The 14,774-nt window shown below is 69.8% G+C and carries 14 protein-coding genes; 9 read left to right on the top strand and 5 right to left on the bottom strand.

Annotation, left to right across the window (positions count from 1 at the left end; all coding sequences use genetic code 11):
• The first annotated feature begins 42 nt into the window (after positions 1 to 42).
• A complete protein-coding gene (gene ftsZ, locus AC07VX_RS01585) occupies positions 43 to 1,284 on the top strand; it encodes a cell division protein FtsZ (RefSeq protein WP_493163484.1) in 1,242 nt (413 codons plus the stop codon).
• Between the two features lie 55 nt (positions 1,285 to 1,339).
• On the opposite strand, the gene AC07VX_RS01580 is transcribed toward ftsZ, so the two are convergent.
• Genes AC07VX_RS01580 through AC07VX_RS01570 form a run of 3 tightly spaced genes read right to left on the bottom strand, consistent with a single transcriptional unit; the run spans position 1,340 to position 4,051 of the window.
• The gene (locus AC07VX_RS01580; RefSeq protein WP_493163485.1) at positions 1,340 to 2,524 is read right to left on the bottom strand and encodes a Bcr/CflA family efflux MFS transporter; all 1,185 of its coding nucleotides are present in this window, start codon (positions 2,522 to 2,524) and stop codon (positions 1,340 to 1,342) included.
• Positions 2,521 to 3,342 (bottom strand): alpha/beta fold hydrolase, encoded by an 822-nt coding sequence (locus AC07VX_RS01575; protein ID WP_493163486.1) that lies wholly within the window; start codon positions 3,340 to 3,342, stop codon positions 2,521 to 2,523. Before AC07VX_RS01575 ends, AC07VX_RS01580 begins: the two co-directional genes overlap by 4 nt.
• A 13-nt stretch (positions 3,343 to 3,355) precedes the next feature.
• Positions 3,356 to 4,051, bottom strand: a complete 696-nt coding sequence (locus AC07VX_RS01570; RefSeq protein WP_493163844.1) for an SDR family oxidoreductase — start codon at positions 4,049 to 4,051, stop codon at positions 3,356 to 3,358.
• Positions 4,052 to 4,163: 112 nt separating this feature from the next.
• Here AC07VX_RS01570 and AC07VX_RS01565 point away from each other — a divergent pair, with 112 nt between their 5' ends.
• The 4 genes from AC07VX_RS01565 to AC07VX_RS01550 all read left to right on the top strand — a co-directional run bounded on the left by AC07VX_RS01565 (position 4,164) and on the right by AC07VX_RS01550 (position 7,939).
• Complete coding sequence (locus tag AC07VX_RS01565; protein WP_493163487.1) at positions 4,164 to 4,727, top strand: TetR/AcrR family transcriptional regulator; 564 nt, start codon at positions 4,164 to 4,166, stop codon at positions 4,725 to 4,727.
• 96 nt (positions 4,728 to 4,823) lie between these two features.
• Positions 4,824 to 6,788: a sensor histidine kinase gene (locus AC07VX_RS01560; protein ID WP_493163488.1), complete on the top strand. Its 1,965-nt coding sequence runs from the start codon at positions 4,824 to 4,826 to the stop codon at positions 6,786 to 6,788.
• Positions 6,789 to 6,805: 17 nt separating this feature from the next.
• Positions 6,806 to 7,741 (top strand): UDP-3-O-acyl-N-acetylglucosamine deacetylase, encoded by a 936-nt coding sequence (gene lpxC / locus AC07VX_RS01555; protein WP_493163489.1) that lies wholly within the window; start codon positions 6,806 to 6,808, stop codon positions 7,739 to 7,741.
• Positions 7,742 to 7,753: 12 nt separating this feature from the next.
• Entirely contained in the window at positions 7,754 to 7,939 is a 186-nt protein-coding gene (locus AC07VX_RS01550; protein ID WP_493163490.1) for a hypothetical protein, read from the top strand.
• A 276-nt stretch (positions 7,940 to 8,215) separates the two neighbouring features.
• Here the strand turns inward: AC07VX_RS01550 and AC07VX_RS01545 are convergent, their stop codons facing one another.
• Both AC07VX_RS01545 and AC07VX_RS01540 read right to left on the bottom strand, forming a co-directional pair.
• The gene (locus AC07VX_RS01545; RefSeq protein WP_493163491.1) at positions 8,216 to 9,700 is read right to left on the bottom strand and encodes a carboxypeptidase M32; all 1,485 of its coding nucleotides are present in this window, start codon (positions 9,698 to 9,700) and stop codon (positions 8,216 to 8,218) included.
• Entirely contained in the window at positions 9,697 to 10,194 is a 498-nt protein-coding gene (locus AC07VX_RS01540; RefSeq protein ID WP_493163492.1) for a YqaA family protein, read from the bottom strand. Before AC07VX_RS01540 ends, AC07VX_RS01545 begins: the two co-directional genes overlap by 4 nt.
• A 70-nt stretch (positions 10,195 to 10,264) precedes the next feature.
• Here AC07VX_RS01540 and dusB point away from each other — a divergent pair, with 70 nt between their 5' ends.
• The 4 genes from dusB to AC07VX_RS01520 all read left to right on the top strand — a co-directional run bounded on the left by dusB (position 10,265) and on the right by AC07VX_RS01520 (position 14,770).
• Positions 10,265 to 11,314, top strand: coding sequence for a tRNA dihydrouridine synthase DusB (gene dusB, locus AC07VX_RS01535; RefSeq protein WP_493163493.1), 1,050 nt, complete (start codon positions 10,265 to 10,267; stop codon positions 11,312 to 11,314).
• A 14-nt stretch (positions 11,315 to 11,328) separates the two neighbouring features.
• Entirely contained in the window at positions 11,329 to 11,580 is a 252-nt protein-coding gene (locus AC07VX_RS01530; protein WP_310263581.1) for a helix-turn-helix domain-containing protein, read from the top strand.
• 8 nt (positions 11,581 to 11,588) lie between these two features.
• Entirely contained in the window at positions 11,589 to 13,166 is a 1,578-nt protein-coding gene (gene purH, locus AC07VX_RS01525; RefSeq protein ID WP_493163494.1) for a bifunctional phosphoribosylaminoimidazolecarboxamide formyltransferase/IMP cyclohydrolase, read from the top strand.
• Positions 13,167 to 13,360: 194 nt separating this feature from the next.
• Entirely contained in the window at positions 13,361 to 14,770 is a 1,410-nt protein-coding gene (locus AC07VX_RS01520) for a coniferyl aldehyde dehydrogenase (RefSeq protein WP_493163495.1), read from the top strand.
• Positions 14,771 to 14,774: the final 4 nt, after the last annotated feature.

The following is a 14,774-nucleotide window of genomic DNA, read 5'->3' as shown; positions in this document are numbered from 1 at the left end:
ACATTCATGTGCCCAAGGCACAATTGCAGTAGGAGGTTTGATATGCCCATCGAGATGATCGAAGAGTTTGACCAAGGCACCCAAATCAAGGTGATCGGGGTCGGTGGCGGCGGCGGCAACGCTGTGGACCACATGATCGCCCAGGGCGTTCAAGGCGTTGAATTCATCTGCGCGAATACCGACGCGCAGGCCCTCAACCGCTCCAAGGCCGACCAATTGCTGCAACTCGGCTCCACCGGCCTGGGTGCCGGCGCCAAACCCGAAATGGGCAAGGCCGCCGCCGAGGAAGCCGAAAACCGCATCCGCGAATCCATCGCCGGCGCCAATATGCTGTTCATCACCGCCGGCATGGGTGGCGGTACCGGCACGGGTGCCGCGCCGGTGATTGCCCGCGTCGCCAAGGAAATGGGCATCCTGACCGTGGGCGTCGTCACCAAACCCTTCGATTTCGAGGGTGGCCGCCGCGCCAAGGCCGCCGACGCGGGCCTCGCCGAATTGGAAGCCAACGTCGACTCGCTGATCGTCGTGCTGAACGACAAGCTGCTGGACGTGCTGGGCGACGACGTCACCCAGGACCAGGCCTTCGCGCACGCCAACGACGTGCTGAAGAACGCCGTGGGCGGCATCTCCGACATCATCCACATCCCCGGCCTTGTCAACGTCGACTTCGAAGACGTCAAGACCGTGATGAGCGAGCCCGGCAAGGCCATGATGGGCACGGCGCAAGCCACCGGCCCGGACCGTGCCGCCAAGGCCGCTGAAGCCGCCGTGGCCTGCCCGCTGCTGGAAGGCATCGACCTGTCCGGCGCGCGTGGCGTGCTGGTGCTGATCGCCGCCGGCCGCAGCAACTTCAAGCTGAGCGAGTCGCGCAACGCGATGAACGCGATCAAGCGCTATGCCTCGGAGGAGGCCCACGTCATCTTCGGCACCGCCTACGACGAGAGCCTGGGCGACGCGCTGCGCGTGACCGTCATCGCCACCGGTCTGACGGCCGGCCGTGCCCGCCAGCAGGCGCCGCTGCAGGTCGTGCAGACCAGCCAGGTTGTGCGCAACGGCACCGACGGCATGGCCATGCCGGTGCTGACCCAGGCCGTCGCAATGGCCACGCCGACGGCGCAGCAGGCCAATGTGGGCCTGGGCCTGGGCGACTTCGCCAACGCCAACGTGCCCAGCGTCTGGCGCCACGGCCGCTCCGGCAGCGCCGCCGCCAAGGTCGAGGCGCTGTCGTCCAACGGCATGGACGAGATCGAGATTCCGGCCTTCCTGCGCAAGCAGGCCGATTGAGCTTTCGAAGTTCGATCACGCAAGGGCGAGCCGCGAGGCTCGCCCTTTTGCTTTGTCAGGACGCCCGTGCCACCGCGGCGGCAGGCTTGGCTGCGCCCGACAGCAGGGCGATCAGGCCGCCGCCCGCCAGCACCAGGCCCAACGCGCTCATGCGCGCACCCGGCAGCGCTGCGGCAGCCGTGGTCAGGCAGGCTGCTGAGGCCATCTGCAGAAAGCCGAGCAGTGCCGATGCCTGGCCGGCCTGGGCTGCAAAAGGAGTCAACGCCAGCGCCGTGCCCGTGGGCGATACCAGGCCCATGCCGAACAGGAACACGCCCACCGCGACGGCAAAGCCGGTCAGGCCCGCACCGCCTCCGATGAGCATGCTCAGTCCACCCAGCAGTGCCAGTGCAGCGCCGATGCGCAGCACTACCGGGCCACCCCAGCGCGCGGCCCAGCGCGGTGCGGTCTGCCCGGCGGCGAAGACGACGAACACCGACGCGGCGAAGAAGAGGCCGACCTGCAAGGCGCTGAAGCCGAAACCGCGCGCCAGCACCAGCGGCGCCGTGCCGAAGAAGGCGAACAGCGCACCCAGGATGGCAGCCGTCGCCAGCGCGGGGCGCATGAAGCGCGCGTCGCCCAGCAGCACGACATAGCCGCGTGCAAGGGCGCCGGCCGACTGGCGTCGCCGCCGCCCGGCGGGCAGCGTCTCGCCGACGATGCCGAGATAGGCCGCTGCCAGTGCCAGCCCCGCCACCACGAGCACGGCGAACAGCGCCCGCCAGCCCCAGGCCGCCTGCACGAGGCCGCCCAGCAGCGGCGAAAAGCCCGGTGCCGCGGCCATGACGACCATGATGCGGCCGAGCAGGGCAGCGAGCGGCGGGCCCTCGAAGCGATCGCGTGCGGCGGCCCGCGCCAGCACCGAGGCGGCCGCCACGCCGACGGCCTGCAGTGCCCGGCCGGCCAGCAGCGGAGGCAGCGCGGTCGCGAGGGCGCACACCGCGCTGCCGACGATGAAGATCGCCAGACCGCCCAGCACGACGGGCCGGCGGCCGAGGCGGTCCGACAGCGGCCCGACGATGAGCTGGGCCAGCGCGAACACGGCGAGGAAGAGGCTGAGCACGGCCGTCATCGCCGCCTCGCCGACACCGAGCGCCCGGGCCATCACCGGCAGTGAGGGCAGCAGGATGTTGGTGGACAGCGTGGCAAGCGCCGACAGCGCAGCAAGCGTCAGCAGCCAGCGGCGGGGCGCGGCGCTCATTGCGTGCGCCTGCCGGCGATGAAGGCCACGCTGCGGGCGATGACCGCCGCGTCCGCCAGCAGGCGGCGATGACCCAGGCCCGCGATGCGCTCGAACCGGGAACCGGGCCAGGCCGCGTGCAAGGCCTCCGAGGCGGCGATCGGCACGGTGCGGTCCTCGGGGTCGTGCAGGATCAGCCCGGCATGGTGCAGGCCGTGCTGCAGCCGCTCCAGGTCGACGTAGGCGATGCGGGTGCCGATGAAGCCCTCCACCCAGCCGGCGAACGCGGCCGCATCCGACGGGCCCAGCCCGTGCGCCCGCGCCAGGCCCTTGACCATGGGTGTCAGCGATGACGGGCCGGCCAGGTGCACGCTGCGCCTGACCCGCAGCCCTTGCGCGAAAGCCAGCAGCGCCGCTGCCGATCCCATCGAATGGCCGATCACGGCGTCGACGGCGCCGATGTCGTTCATCACCGCGCGCAGGGCCCGGCCGGCGTGGACGACGCTGGCCGCGTGGCCGCCGGAGTCGCCATGGCCGGGCAGGTCGAACAGCGTGACCGAGAAGCCGGCCTCGACCAGCGGCCGGGCGAAGCCCAGCAGATGCGCGCCGCGGCTGTTCCAGCCGTGCACGAGGACGACGCGCGGGCCGGTGCCCAGCGTCCAGCGCGAGAGCTTGAGGCCTTCGTGGCGCAGCGGCGGCTCGGCAGCGTGGGCCAGCGCGGCGCGCTCCTCGGCGCTCAGCGGGACGCGCTCCGGCGCCGAGAAGGCGTGGCGGGCTGCGGCCAGATGGCCGTCGGCATGGGCGGCCAGGGGTGCGTGCAGGGCGGCAGAGGTGGCCATGGCGATCTCCCGGTCAGCCGGCATAGGCCGGGGCGGCGCTGGACAGGCTCTGCTTCACCTGGCGGCTGAGGTCGTCGGCCAGCACCTCGAAGGCGCCGGCCTCCACGCCCAGCAGTGCCAGGCGGGCCACGTCGGCCGGCGCGGCCTTGGGGGTGTCCAGCCCGCGCGTCATGTCGGTGTCCATGTAGCCCACGTGCAGGCTGGTCACCTGCGTGCCCTGGACCTTGAGCTCGTTGCGCAGGCCGTTGCTCAGCGACCAGGCGGCGGCCTTGGAGGCGCTGTAGGTGGCCACGCCCGGCAGCGTCACCCAGCTCAGCACCGACAGCACGTTCAGCACCGCGCCGCCGCCATTGCCCCACAGCACCGGCGCGAAGGCGCGGGCCAGCGCCCAGGGGCCGAAGAAGTTGGTCTCCAGCTCGGCGCGGGCGGCGGCCATGCCGTCGTCGGCCAGCAGCCGGCCCTGGCGCGAGATGCCCGCGTTGTTGATGAGCAGCGTCACGTCGCTGCACTGCTCGGCGGCGGCGGCGACCTGGGCGGGGTCCGTGACATCCAGCGCGACGGGCACGACGCCGGGCACGTCGATGGAGGCCGGGTCGCGCGCGGCGGCGTAGACCCGGGCGGCGCCCCCGGCCAGCGCGGCTTCGGCGAAGGCACGGCCCAGGCCGCGGTTGGCGCCGGTGACGAAGACGACGGCGTTCTTGAGCTTCATGGCGAATCCTTCCGAGATCGGCTTATTCATGTCAAACGACATGATTGAGATAAATGTCGATCAACATATAAAATGCGTCAAGCCCCCACCGCAAAGACCCCAGGAGACCGCGATGAAAGTCAGCCGCGCCCAGGCCGAGGAGAACCGCGAACGTATCCTCGACAACGCCGCCCAGCTGTTCCGCGAGCGCGGCTTCGACGGCATCGGCCTGAACGACCTGATGCAGGCCGCCGGCCTGACGCGCGGCGGCTTCTACGGCCACTTCGCCTCCAAGGACGACCTCGCCGCCCAGGCCTGCGCCCGCGCGCTGCAGACCAACCGCGAGCAGTGGAAGCAGCAGACCGACCGCAGCCTGGCGGCCTGGGTCAAGACCTATCTGTCCGATGCCCATCGCGACCATGCCGGTGCCGGCTGCGCCCTCGTCGCGCTGGCGGGCGACGCGGCGCGCGGCGGGCCGGCGGTGCGCGAGGTGTTTGCCGGCGGGGTCGAGCGCCTGGCGGCGACGCTGCAATCCCAGATGCCCGGTGCCGACGACGCCGAGCGCCGCGAGCAGGCCCTGGCCATGCTGTCGACGCTGGTGGGCGCGCTGCTGCTGTCGCGCGCCGTGGGGGACGAGCGCCTGTCGCGCGAGCTGCGCGAGGCCGCGCGCAAGCACCTGCCGGTCGACGCCGGCTGAATGCCCGCGCCGGCGCTGCCGGGCGCCGCGATGGGATGGGGGTACCCCCTGTGGCATGCTCGCGCCCCATGTCAACGCCTAGAAGAAGTTGCAGGGATGCGTGAGCTCGCCGTCACGCTGCGCGTCTGGCTGCTGGCGCTGCTGATCGGCGGCTGCCTGCCCCTGCAGGCGCAGCGCTTGCCGCAGCCCAGCGCGCGCGTCGCCAGCGACGACGCCTCGCCCGCCGAGCTGGCAACGAGCGCCTGGTCACGCGCCCAGCTCGATGCCTGGTGGGCGGCGTTGCGCCACCACACGACGGCTGGCGGCGAGCGCCTGGAGCTGCCGGACGAGCTGCTGCCGCCGCAAGGCGCCACGACCTGGCGGCCGGTGGTCATGCCCGATGTGCGTGCACGGCCCGGCGCGGCCATCGTCAACGATGCGCTCGGCTACGAGATGCGCTGGTACCGCGTGCACGTGCCGGCCGGTGGCGACGAGGCCATGGCCCTGTACCTGCCGCGCCTGGTGACCCTGTCGGCTGCCGTGCTGGCGCGCACGGACAAGGGCTGGCAGGTCCTGCTCGACAACCAGCATGCCGAGCGTGAGCAATGGGTGCAGCCGATCTGGCTGCCCCTGCCTGGCATCGGCGCGCAGGGGCTGGATCTGGTGGTCGCATTGCCGGTGCCCGCGGGCAGCTATCACGCGGTGTCGCGCATCTGGGTCGGGCCGCGCGATCTGCTGGAGAAGCGCTGGCTGTGGCGGGTGCGAGCGCAGACCGGCCTGCCGCAGGCCGTCAGCCTGACGCTGGCCGTGCTGGGGCTGTTCGCGCTGACGCTGTGGCTGCGCCGGCCGGACGAGGCCATCTACGGCCTCTTCGCTCTCGGTGCCGCGGCCTGGATGGTGCGCAATCTGCACTACTACGTCACGCCGCCGCTGTCGCCGGCGGGCCAGGACTGGTTCTGGTGGGCCACGCATGCCTCGATGGGCTGGGTCATGTCGACGGCATTGCTGTTCGCACTGCGCTTCGCGAACCGCCGCCTGCCGTGGCTGGAATGGGCCCTGACGGCCAGCGTGGCCATCGTCAGCCTGCTCAGCATGCCCCTGTGGCTGCGCCAGCTCGACATGGTCATCACGCAGTACACCGTGACGGCGGGTGTCGCTGCCATCGGCACGGCCTGGGTGGCCTGGCTCGCCTGGCGCGAGCGTCGCTCCGAGCTGCGCATCATGGCGCTGGCCCTGGTGGTCGGTGTCGTCATCGGCGCGCATGACCTGGCGGTGCTGGCCGGCTGGGCCTGGCCCGAGCATGTCTTCCTGATGCCGTTCGCGACGCTGGCCGTCATGCTCAGCTTCCTGCATGCGGTGCAGCGCCGCTACGTGGGCGCCGTCGAGCAGGTGCAGGCCGAGAACAGCCAGCTGCAGGAGAACCTGGACGAGCAGGTCTCAGTGCTGCAGGCCCAGAACGCCCAGCTGCGCGAGGTGGAACGCCAGCAGGCCCTGCTGCTGGAGCGCCAGCGCATCATGGCCGACATGCACGACGGCCTGGGCTCGTCGCTGCTGTCGGCGCTGGTGGCGATGGAGCAGGGCAGCATGTCGCACGAGCAGTGCGTGGAGGTGCTGCGCGAATGCGTGGACGACCTGCGCCTGGTCATCGACTCGCTGGAGCCGGTGGGCCACGACCTCGTCTCGCTGCTGGCAACGATGCGCTACCGCCTGGGCAAGCGCCTGCAGACCGGCGGCCTCAAGCTCGACTGGGACGTGCAGGACCTGCCGCCGCTGGCCTGGCTGGAGCCGCCCGACGCGCTGCATGTGCTGCGGCTGATGCAGGAGGCGCTGAACAACGTGCTCAAGCATGCCCGCGCCAGCCGCGTGCGCATGGTCACGCGCCACCATGGCAGCTATGTCGAGATCCGTGTCGAGGACGATGGCGCCGGCTTCGACCTGCAGACCATCCAGCACGGCCGCGGTCTGAAGAGCCAGATCAAGCGCGCCCAGCGCCTGGGCGGCAAGCTGCGCATCGATTCCTCGCCGGGAAATGGCACCAGACTCTCGCTGCGATTGCCCGTTGAGCGCAAGGGCGGTGCCTGATCCGGGACAATTGGTTCATGGTCAAGCAACGCACCCTGAAGTCGATCACGCGCGCCGTTGGCGTGGGCATCCACAGCGGCCAGAAGGTCGAGCTGACATTGCGCCCGGCGCCGGTCGACACCGGCATAGTGTTCCGCCGCGTCGACCTCTGCCCGCCGGTTGACATTCCGGTCAGCGTCATGTCGGTCAGCGACACCCGCATGGCCACGACGATCAGCCCCGGCGGCGACCCCGGTGCGCCCAAAGTGCAGACCATTGAGCACCTGATGTCGGCCTGCGCCGGCCTGGGGCTGGACAACCTCGTCGTCGACATCAACGCCGATGAGGTGCCGGTGCTGGACGGCTCGGCGGCGAGCTTCGTCTTCCTGCTGCAGTCAGCCGGCATCGTCATGCAGGACGCGCCCAAACGCTTTCTAAAGGTCACCAAGCCGGTCGAGGTGCGCCAGGGAGAGGGCAAGAAGCTGATGTGGGCGAAGCTGGCGCCCCACCACGGCTACACGCTGAGCTTCGAGATCGAGTTCGACAACCCGGCCGTGGCCGCCACCGGCAGCCAGTTCGTCTTCGACATGGGCTCCGGGCTTTACAAGAAGGAGATCGCCCGTGCGCGCACTTTCGGCATGGCCGCCGACATCGACCTGATGCGCTCGCGCGGCCTGACGCTGGGCGGCTCGATGGACAACGCCATCGTCGTGGATGACTACAAGGTGCTGAATGCCGACGGCCTGCGCTACGACGATGAGTTCGTCAAGCACAAGATGCTCGACGCCATCGGCGACATGCAGGTCGCCGGCATGCCGCTGCTGGCGGCCTACACCTCCTTCAAGGGCGGGCATGCGCTGAATAACAAGCTGCTGCGCGCGCTGCTGGCCGACGAGTCGGCCTACGAGGTCGTCACATTCGCCGACGATCGGGAGGCGCCCAAGGGCTTTGCCGAACTGGCGCCCGCCTGGTGAGGATGTGAGCGCATGCTGATCGCCCGCCTCATCGTCGGCTTGCTGCTGTTCGCGGCCGTCGTCTGCTTCGCGCTGTCCATCGCCACCGGCCAGGCGCGCTGGCGGCGGCTCGGCATCGTCATCATGAAATGGACGCTGATCGCCGGCCTGGCCTTCTTCGGTGTGCTCATCCTGGAGCGGCTGGCGCTGCTGCTGTGACGCGCGTCACGCCCGGCCACGGCGTCCCCTTGGCTTGCGGGGATGCGAGGACCGCGGGATGTGCCCAGAATGCAATCACGGTCGCTGTTCGAGTTGCAGCGGCTGAGTCCGGGGAATAGCAACAGACCCGGGCGCCACGCGTGGAGATGGCCGGGGGGCCGGGGAAGCGTGTTGGTTTGGAAAGAGAGATCGTTCGAAGTAGCTTGGGCCGCTCCGGCTGGAGCGGCCCTCTTTTTTTGCGCGTAAGCGACAGTCCTGGCTGTCGGCAGGCTGTCCTCAGAGGTAGCGCTGGCGCAGATGCGCCTCGAAGTGTGCCGGGTTCAGCGTCTCGCCGCTGGCGCGCCGCACGAGCTCGGGCGTTTCGTAGCGGCTGGCGGCCTGCCAGACGTGGCTGGAGAGCCAGTCGAAGACGCCGCCGAGTTCGCCGCGGGCAATCTGCGCGTCGAGCTGTGGCTGCTGTGCCCGCATCGCCGCGAACCATTGCGCGGCGTACATCGCGCCCAGCGTGTAGCAGGAGAAGTAGCCGAACAGGCCGGCCGGCCAGTGCACGTCCTGCATGGGCCCGTCCTTGAAGTTGCCGCGGGTGTCGATGCCGAGCAGCGCGGCCATCTTCGCGTCCCACAGCGCGGGGATGTCCTCCACCTCGGCCTCGCCCTCGATCAGCGCACGCTCGATGTCGAAGCGCAGCAGGATGTGGGCGGGGTAGGTCACTTCGTCGGCATCTACTCGGATCAGCCCGGGCTGCACGCGCGTCAGCAGCTTGTGCAGATTGCCGGGCTCGAAGGCGGGCTGGCCACCGAAATGCTTCACCAGCAGCGGTGAGAGCAGGCCGGCGAAGGCCGGGTGGCTGCCCAGCTGCATTTCGAAGGAGAGGCTCTGGCTTTCGTGGATGCCCATGGAGCGGGCGCGGCCGATGGGCTGGCCCAGCAATTCGCGCGGCAGGTTCTGCTCGTAGCGGCCGTGGCCGGTCTCGTGGATAACGCCCATCAGCGCGGGCAGGAAGTCGTCCTCGCGGTAGCGCGTCGTCATGCGCACGTCCTCGGGCACGCCGCCGCAGAAAGGGTGGGTGCTCTCGTCCAGCCGGCCGGCGGCGAAGTCGAAGCCCATCAGCTTCATCGCGTCCAGGCCGAGCGCCTTCTGCGCGGCGGTGGGGAAGGGGCCGATGGGCTGGATGACCGTCTCGCGCGACTGCTTCTCGATGACGTCGCGGATCAGCCCGGGCAGCCACTGTCGCAGCGGCGCGAAGGCACGCTCGACGTCCGCGCCGCGCATCCCCGGCTCGTAGTTGTCCAGCAGCGCGTCGTACCTGGACAGCCCTGCGCTCTGCGACAGCAGCTCCGCCTCCTGGCGAGCGATGGCCAGCACCTCGCGCAGGTTGGGCACGAAGCCGGCCCAGTCGTTGGCCGGGCGCTGGCTGCGCCAGGCATGCTCGCAGCGGTTGTTGGCCAGGCTCTTGGCCTCCACCAGCGCCTGCGGCAGCGCGTTGGCGGCGCGCCAGGCGCGGCGGATCTCGCGCAGGTTGGCGCGCTGGCTGTCGTCCAGCGGCTCGGTGGCGGCGGCGTCCAGCAGGCCGGCCAGGGCGGGGTCGGTGGCGAGCTGGTGCAGCAGGCCGTCCATCTCGGCCAGGGCCAGGCTGCGCGCCTCGTTGCCCTTGGCCGGCATGTTGGCGGCCTGGTCCCATTGGGCGATGGCCTGCAGGTGGCCCAGGCGGTGCTGGCGCTGCTGGCGGGCGGCGAGGTCTTGGTAGGCGGGAGTAGTCATTGCAACCATGTTTCGGGGATGAGCCAGAGAAGGGCGACGGTGTAGAGCAGGAAGCGCAGGAACTTGCCGAGCGCCATCCAGCCCACGCAGGGCCAGAAGGGCAACCGCAGCCAGCCGGCCACGGCGCAGAGCGGGTCACCCACGACGGGCAGCCAGCTCATCACGCAGGCCTTGGGGCCGAAGCGCTGCAGCCACTGCAGCGCCCGCGAATGCGAGGGCGCGTGATGCTGGACCGCCTCGACGGCCTTCTCGGCGCCATAGCCCACCCACCAGCTCGTCACACCGCCCAGCGTATTGCCGACCGTTGCCACGGCGATCACGGCCCAGAACATGCCGGGGTCGGCCTTGACGACGAGGTAGACGGCCGGCTCCGAGCCCAGCGGCAGCAGCGTGGCAGAGATGAAAGTGATGATGAAGACAGCAACCAGACCGACCTGCGGCAAGGCGAGGGCAGCGAGCAGGCTGCCGATGAACTGCGAGAGCCAAGCTTCCATGCCGGCATTGTGGGCCGGGTCGTCCGGACCGGATGGCTACAATCTCGCCTCTTTTTTAAGCAGACCCCTCGTGCAAATCGGCCCCCACTCCTTACCCAACCGGCTCTTCGTGGCGCCGATGGCGGGGGTGACGGACCGGCCCTTCCGCCAGCTCTGCCGGCGCCTGGGTGCGGGCTACGCGGTCAGCGAGATGGTCACGTCGCGCAAGGAGCTCTGGGGCAGCCTCAAGACCTCGCGCCGCGCCGACCACCGCGGCGAGCCCGGCCCCATCGCCGTGCAGATCGCCGGCACCGACGCGGCCATGATGGCTGAGGCTGCCGCCTACAACATCGACCGCGGCGCCCAGATCATCGACATCAACATGGGCTGCCCGGCCAAGAAGGTTTGCAACAAGTGGGCGGGCTCGGCGTTGATGCGCAACGAGGCGTTGGCGCTGGAGATCGTCGAGGCCGTGGTGGCGGTCTGTGCGCCGCGCGGTGTACCTGTCACGCTGAAGATGCGCACCGGCTGGAGTCTTGAGGAGCGCAATGCGCTGCGCCTGGCGCGCGCCTTCGAAGCCGCGGGCATTGCGATGCTGACCATCCATGGCCGCACGCGCGAGCAGGGCTACAGGGGTCTGGCCGAGTACGACACCATCGCCGCCGTGAAGGCGGCGCTGGCCATTCCCGTCGTCGCCAATGGCGACATCGACTCGCCCGAGAAGGCCCGCGACGTGCTGGCCTACACCGGCGCCGACGCGCTGATGATCGGCCGCGCCGCGCAGGGCCGGCCGTGGATCTTCCGCGAGGTGTCGCACTTCCTGGCGACGGGCGAGCACCTGCCCGCACCGACGGTCGCCGAGGCGCGCGACGTGCTGACCGAGCACCTGCACGACCACTACAGCCTGTACGGCGAACTCAGCGGCGTGCGCAGCGCGCGCAAGCACATCGGCTGGGCCGTGCGCGGCCTGCCCGGCGGCGAGGCCTTCCGCCAGCACATGAACACCCTGGAGCGCTGCGAAGAGCAGTTGCAGGCGCTCCGCGACTGGTTCGATGAACTCGGCCAGACCCACGACCGGCTGCCGCCCACCGCGGCCGCCAACGACGAAGACGCGCAGGCCGACGAAGCCTGCGCGGCTTGATTGCCTTTCCTGCCATGAGCGCCCAGAAGAACACCAATCCGCCCAACCCCATCGACGCCTGCGTGCGCGACAACCTCGAAGCCTTCTTTCGTGACCTCGACGGCCAGGAGCCGCACTCGATGCACGAGATGCTGATCAAGCTGGTGGAAAAGCCGCTGTTCGAGATCGTCATGCGCGAAGCCGGCGGCAACCAGAGCAAGGCCGCGCAATGGCTGGGCATCAACCGCAACACGCTGCGCCGCAAGCTGACCGATCACAACCTCTGACCTCCATCATGGCCATCACCGCACTTCTCTCCGTCTCCGACAAGACCGGCATCCTCGAATTCGCCAAGGAGCTGCACGCCCTCGGCGCCAAGCTGCTGTCCACCGGCGGCACCGCCAAGCTGCTGGCCGACAACGGCCTGCCTGTCACCGAAGTCGCCGAGCACACCGGCTTCCCGGAAATGATGGACGGCCGCGTGAAGACGCTGCACCCCAAGATCCACGGCGGCCTGCTGGCCCGCGGTGATGTGCCCGAGCACGTGGCAGCGATGGACAAGCACGGCATCACGCGCATCGACATCCTGGCCGTCAACCTCTACCCGTTCGAGGCGACCGTCGCCAAGCCCGGCTGCACGCTGGAGGACGCGATCGAGAACATCGACATCGGCGGTCCGGCCATGGTGCGCAGCGCGGCCAAGAACTGGAAGGACGTGACGGTGCTGACCGACGCGGCCCAGTACGCCGCCGTGCTCGACGAGCTCAGGGCCCACGGCAAGACCAGCGACAAGACCCGTTTCGCCGCCTCGGTTGCCGCGTTCAATCGCATCGCCCAGTACGACGCAGCCATCAGCAACTACCTGTCGGCGCTCAATGAAGACGGCTCCAAGGCCGAGTACCCCGCGCAGATGAACTCGACCTTCGTAAAGGTGCAGGACCTGCGCTACGGCGAGAACTCGCACCAAACTGCCGCCCTCTACCGCGACCTGTTCCCGGCGCCTGGATCCCTCGTCACGGGCAAGCAGTTGCAGGGCAAGGAACTCAGCTACAACAACATCGCCGACGCCGACGCCGCTTGGGAATGCGTGAAGAGCTTCGAGACGCCGGCCTGCGTCATCGTCAAGCACGCCAACCCCTGCGGCGTGGCCGTCGGCGCCAACCCGGCCGAGGCCTACGGCAAGGCCTTCAAGACCGACCCCACCAGCGCCTTCGGCGGCATCATCGCCTTCAACCGCGAGGTGGATGGCGCGGCTGCCCAGCTGGTCAGCAAGCAGTTCGTCGAAGTGCTGATGGCCCCGAGCTTCAGCGCCGAGGCGCTGGAGATCTTCAAGGGCAAGGTCAATGTGCGCCTGTTGCATATCGCGCTGCCGCCGGGCGGCGCGCGCCCCTGGGACCAGGGCCGCAACGCCGGCGACAGCAAGCGTGTGGGCTCCGGCCTGCTGCTGCAGACAGCCGACAACCACTTCCTGAAGCGCGAGGACCTCAAGGTCGTCACCACGCTGCAGCCCTCGGCCCAGCAGCTCGACGACCTGATGTTCGCCTGGACCGTCGCCCAGTACGTGAAGAGCAACGCCATCGTCTTCTGCGGCGGCGGCATGACGCTGGGCGTGGGCGCCGGCCAGATGAGCCGCCTGGACTCTGCCCGCATCGCCTCCATCAAGGCCCAGCACGCCGGCCTCACGCTGCAGGGCTCGGCCGTGGCCAGCGACGCCTTCTTCCCGTTCCGCGATGGGCTGGACGTGCTGGCCGATGCCGGCGCGACCTGCGTCATCCAGCCGGGCGGCTCCATGCGCGACGACGAGGTGATCGCCGCAGCCAACGAGCGCGGCATCGCGATGGTGCTCACCGGCGTCCGCCATTTCCGTCACTGACATGGGACCGAGGACAGTCCATTGAGGACTGTCCGACGCCCATCGAAGGACCGATGCCGTCTCGCGGCATCGGCCATGATGAGGTGTCACCCGCGCGACTAGACGCGTTCCTCTAGTCCAGGGCCTCCCCTGATGGTGGGGGCCCCGCTTGGGTTTAGCCTCGGTGCATAGCCAAAAGCACCGGAGACAGACCCATGGACATCGCGCTGCAGGAACGTCTGCATCTCGCGCTGACGACGCAGCGCCGCGCCTTCGAGGCCGAACGCATGCCCACCTACGCGGTGCGGCGCGACCGCCTGCAGCGCCTGCTGACCATGACCCGCCAGCACGGCGAGGCCCTGGCAGCCGCCATGGCACAGGACTTCGGCCACCGCGCCCGCCAGGAGTCGCTGCTGGCCGACCTCTTCACCGTCGAGGCCGGCGCCCGTCACGCGATCAAGCGCTTGCGCCGCTGGATGAAACCGCGGCGCGTCGAGACGCCGCTGCACTTCATGCCGGGCCACAACGTGCTGATGCGCCAGCCGCTGGGCGTCGTCGGCATCGTTGCGCCCTGGAACTACCCCTACTACCTCGCGATGGAGCCCGCCGTCGCCGCGCTGGCGGCCGGCAACCGCGTGCTGATCAAGCCCTCGGAGCTGACGCCGGCGACTGCTGAGCTGATGGCGCGCCTCGTGGCCGAGCACTTCGCGCCCGAGGAGATGCAGGTCATCACCGGTGACGCCGAGGTCGGCAAGGCCTTCACGACGCTGCCCTTCGACCACCTATTCTTCACCGGCTCCACCGCCATCGGCCGGCATGTGGCGCTGGCCGCGGCGAAGAACCTGACGCCGGTCACGCTGGAGCTGGGCGGCAAGTCGCCGGCCATCGTGGACCGCAGCTGCGACCTGGCCCTGACCGCGTCGCGCCTGGCGTTCGGCACTCTCTTCAATGCCGGCCAGACCTGCGTCGCGCCGGACTACGTGCTGGTGCCCCGGGAGATGGTCGAGCCCCTGGCCCAGCGCATCCTGGCGGAGATGAGGCGCATGTATCCGCGCATCGAGGGCAATGCCGACTACAGCAGCATCGTCACGCCGCGCCATCACGCGCGCCTGCAGGGACTGATCGACGACGCCGCCGATCGCGGCGCGCGCGTGCTGCGCAGCCATGACGAAACGCCGTCGGACCGCCGCCTCGTTCCTGCGCTGCTGCTGGACGTACCAGCCGAGGCCAGCGTCATGCAGGAGGAAATCTTCGGCCCGCTGCTGCCCATCGTCGGCTACGACCGCGTCGACGAGGCGCTTGCCCACATCAACCGCGGCGAGCGGCCGCTGGCGCTGTACTGGTTCGGCAGCGATGCCGCCGTGCGCGACCGCGTGATGCGCGAGACCCATGCCGGTGGCGTCACCATCAACGACTGCATCTGGCATCTGGGCCAGGAGGAGCAGCCCTTCGGCGGCGTCGGTGCCAGCGGCATGGGGGCCTACCACGGCGAGTGGGGCTTTCGCACCTTCAGCAACGAGAAGCCCATCTTCTTCCAGTCGCGCTTCGCCGGCACCCGGCTCTTCCAGCCGCCCTACGGCGCCACCTTCGAGCGGCTGCTCGCGCTGCTCAAGCGCATCGTCTGAACAC

It is taken from the genome of Roseateles sp. GW821-FHT03B02 (assembly GCF_059421025.1).
This window is presented reverse-complemented; position numbering and strand designations above follow the sequence as displayed.

Coding starts and splice junctions, on each gene's coding strand:
- ftsZ (WP_493163484.1), top strand. CDS start 43: ATGCCCATCGAGATGATCGAAGAGTTTGACCAAGGCACCCAAATCAAG.
- lpxC (WP_493163489.1), top strand. CDS start 6,806: ATGGTCAAGCAACGCACCCTGAAGTCGATCACGCGCGCCGTTGGCGTG.
- AC07VX_RS01570 (WP_493163844.1), bottom strand. CDS start 4,051: ATGAAGCTCAAGAACGCCGTCGTCTTCGTCACCGGCGCCAACCGCGGC.
- AC07VX_RS01545 (WP_493163491.1), bottom strand. CDS start 9,700: ATGACTACTCCCGCCTACCAAGACCTCGCCGCCCGCCAGCAGCGCCAG.
- AC07VX_RS01575 (WP_493163486.1), bottom strand. CDS start 3,342: ATGGCCACCTCTGCCGCCCTGCACGCACCCCTGGCCGCCCATGCCGAC.
- AC07VX_RS01540 (WP_493163492.1), bottom strand. CDS start 10,194: ATGGAAGCTTGGCTCTCGCAGTTCATCGGCAGCCTGCTCGCTGCCCTC.
- AC07VX_RS01550 (WP_493163490.1), top strand. CDS start 7,754: ATGCTGATCGCCCGCCTCATCGTCGGCTTGCTGCTGTTCGCGGCCGTC.
- AC07VX_RS01520 (WP_493163495.1), top strand. CDS start 13,361: ATGGACATCGCGCTGCAGGAACGTCTGCATCTCGCGCTGACGACGCAG.
- AC07VX_RS01565 (WP_493163487.1), top strand. CDS start 4,164: ATGAAAGTCAGCCGCGCCCAGGCCGAGGAGAACCGCGAACGTATCCTC.
- AC07VX_RS01560 (WP_493163488.1), top strand. CDS start 4,824: ATGCGTGAGCTCGCCGTCACGCTGCGCGTCTGGCTGCTGGCGCTGCTG.
- AC07VX_RS01580 (WP_493163485.1), bottom strand. CDS start 2,524: ATGAGCGCCGCGCCCCGCCGCTGGCTGCTGACGCTTGCTGCGCTGTCG.
- AC07VX_RS01530 (WP_310263581.1), top strand. CDS start 11,329: ATGAGCGCCCAGAAGAACACCAATCCGCCCAACCCCATCGACGCCTGC.
- purH (WP_493163494.1), top strand. CDS start 11,589: ATGGCCATCACCGCACTTCTCTCCGTCTCCGACAAGACCGGCATCCTC.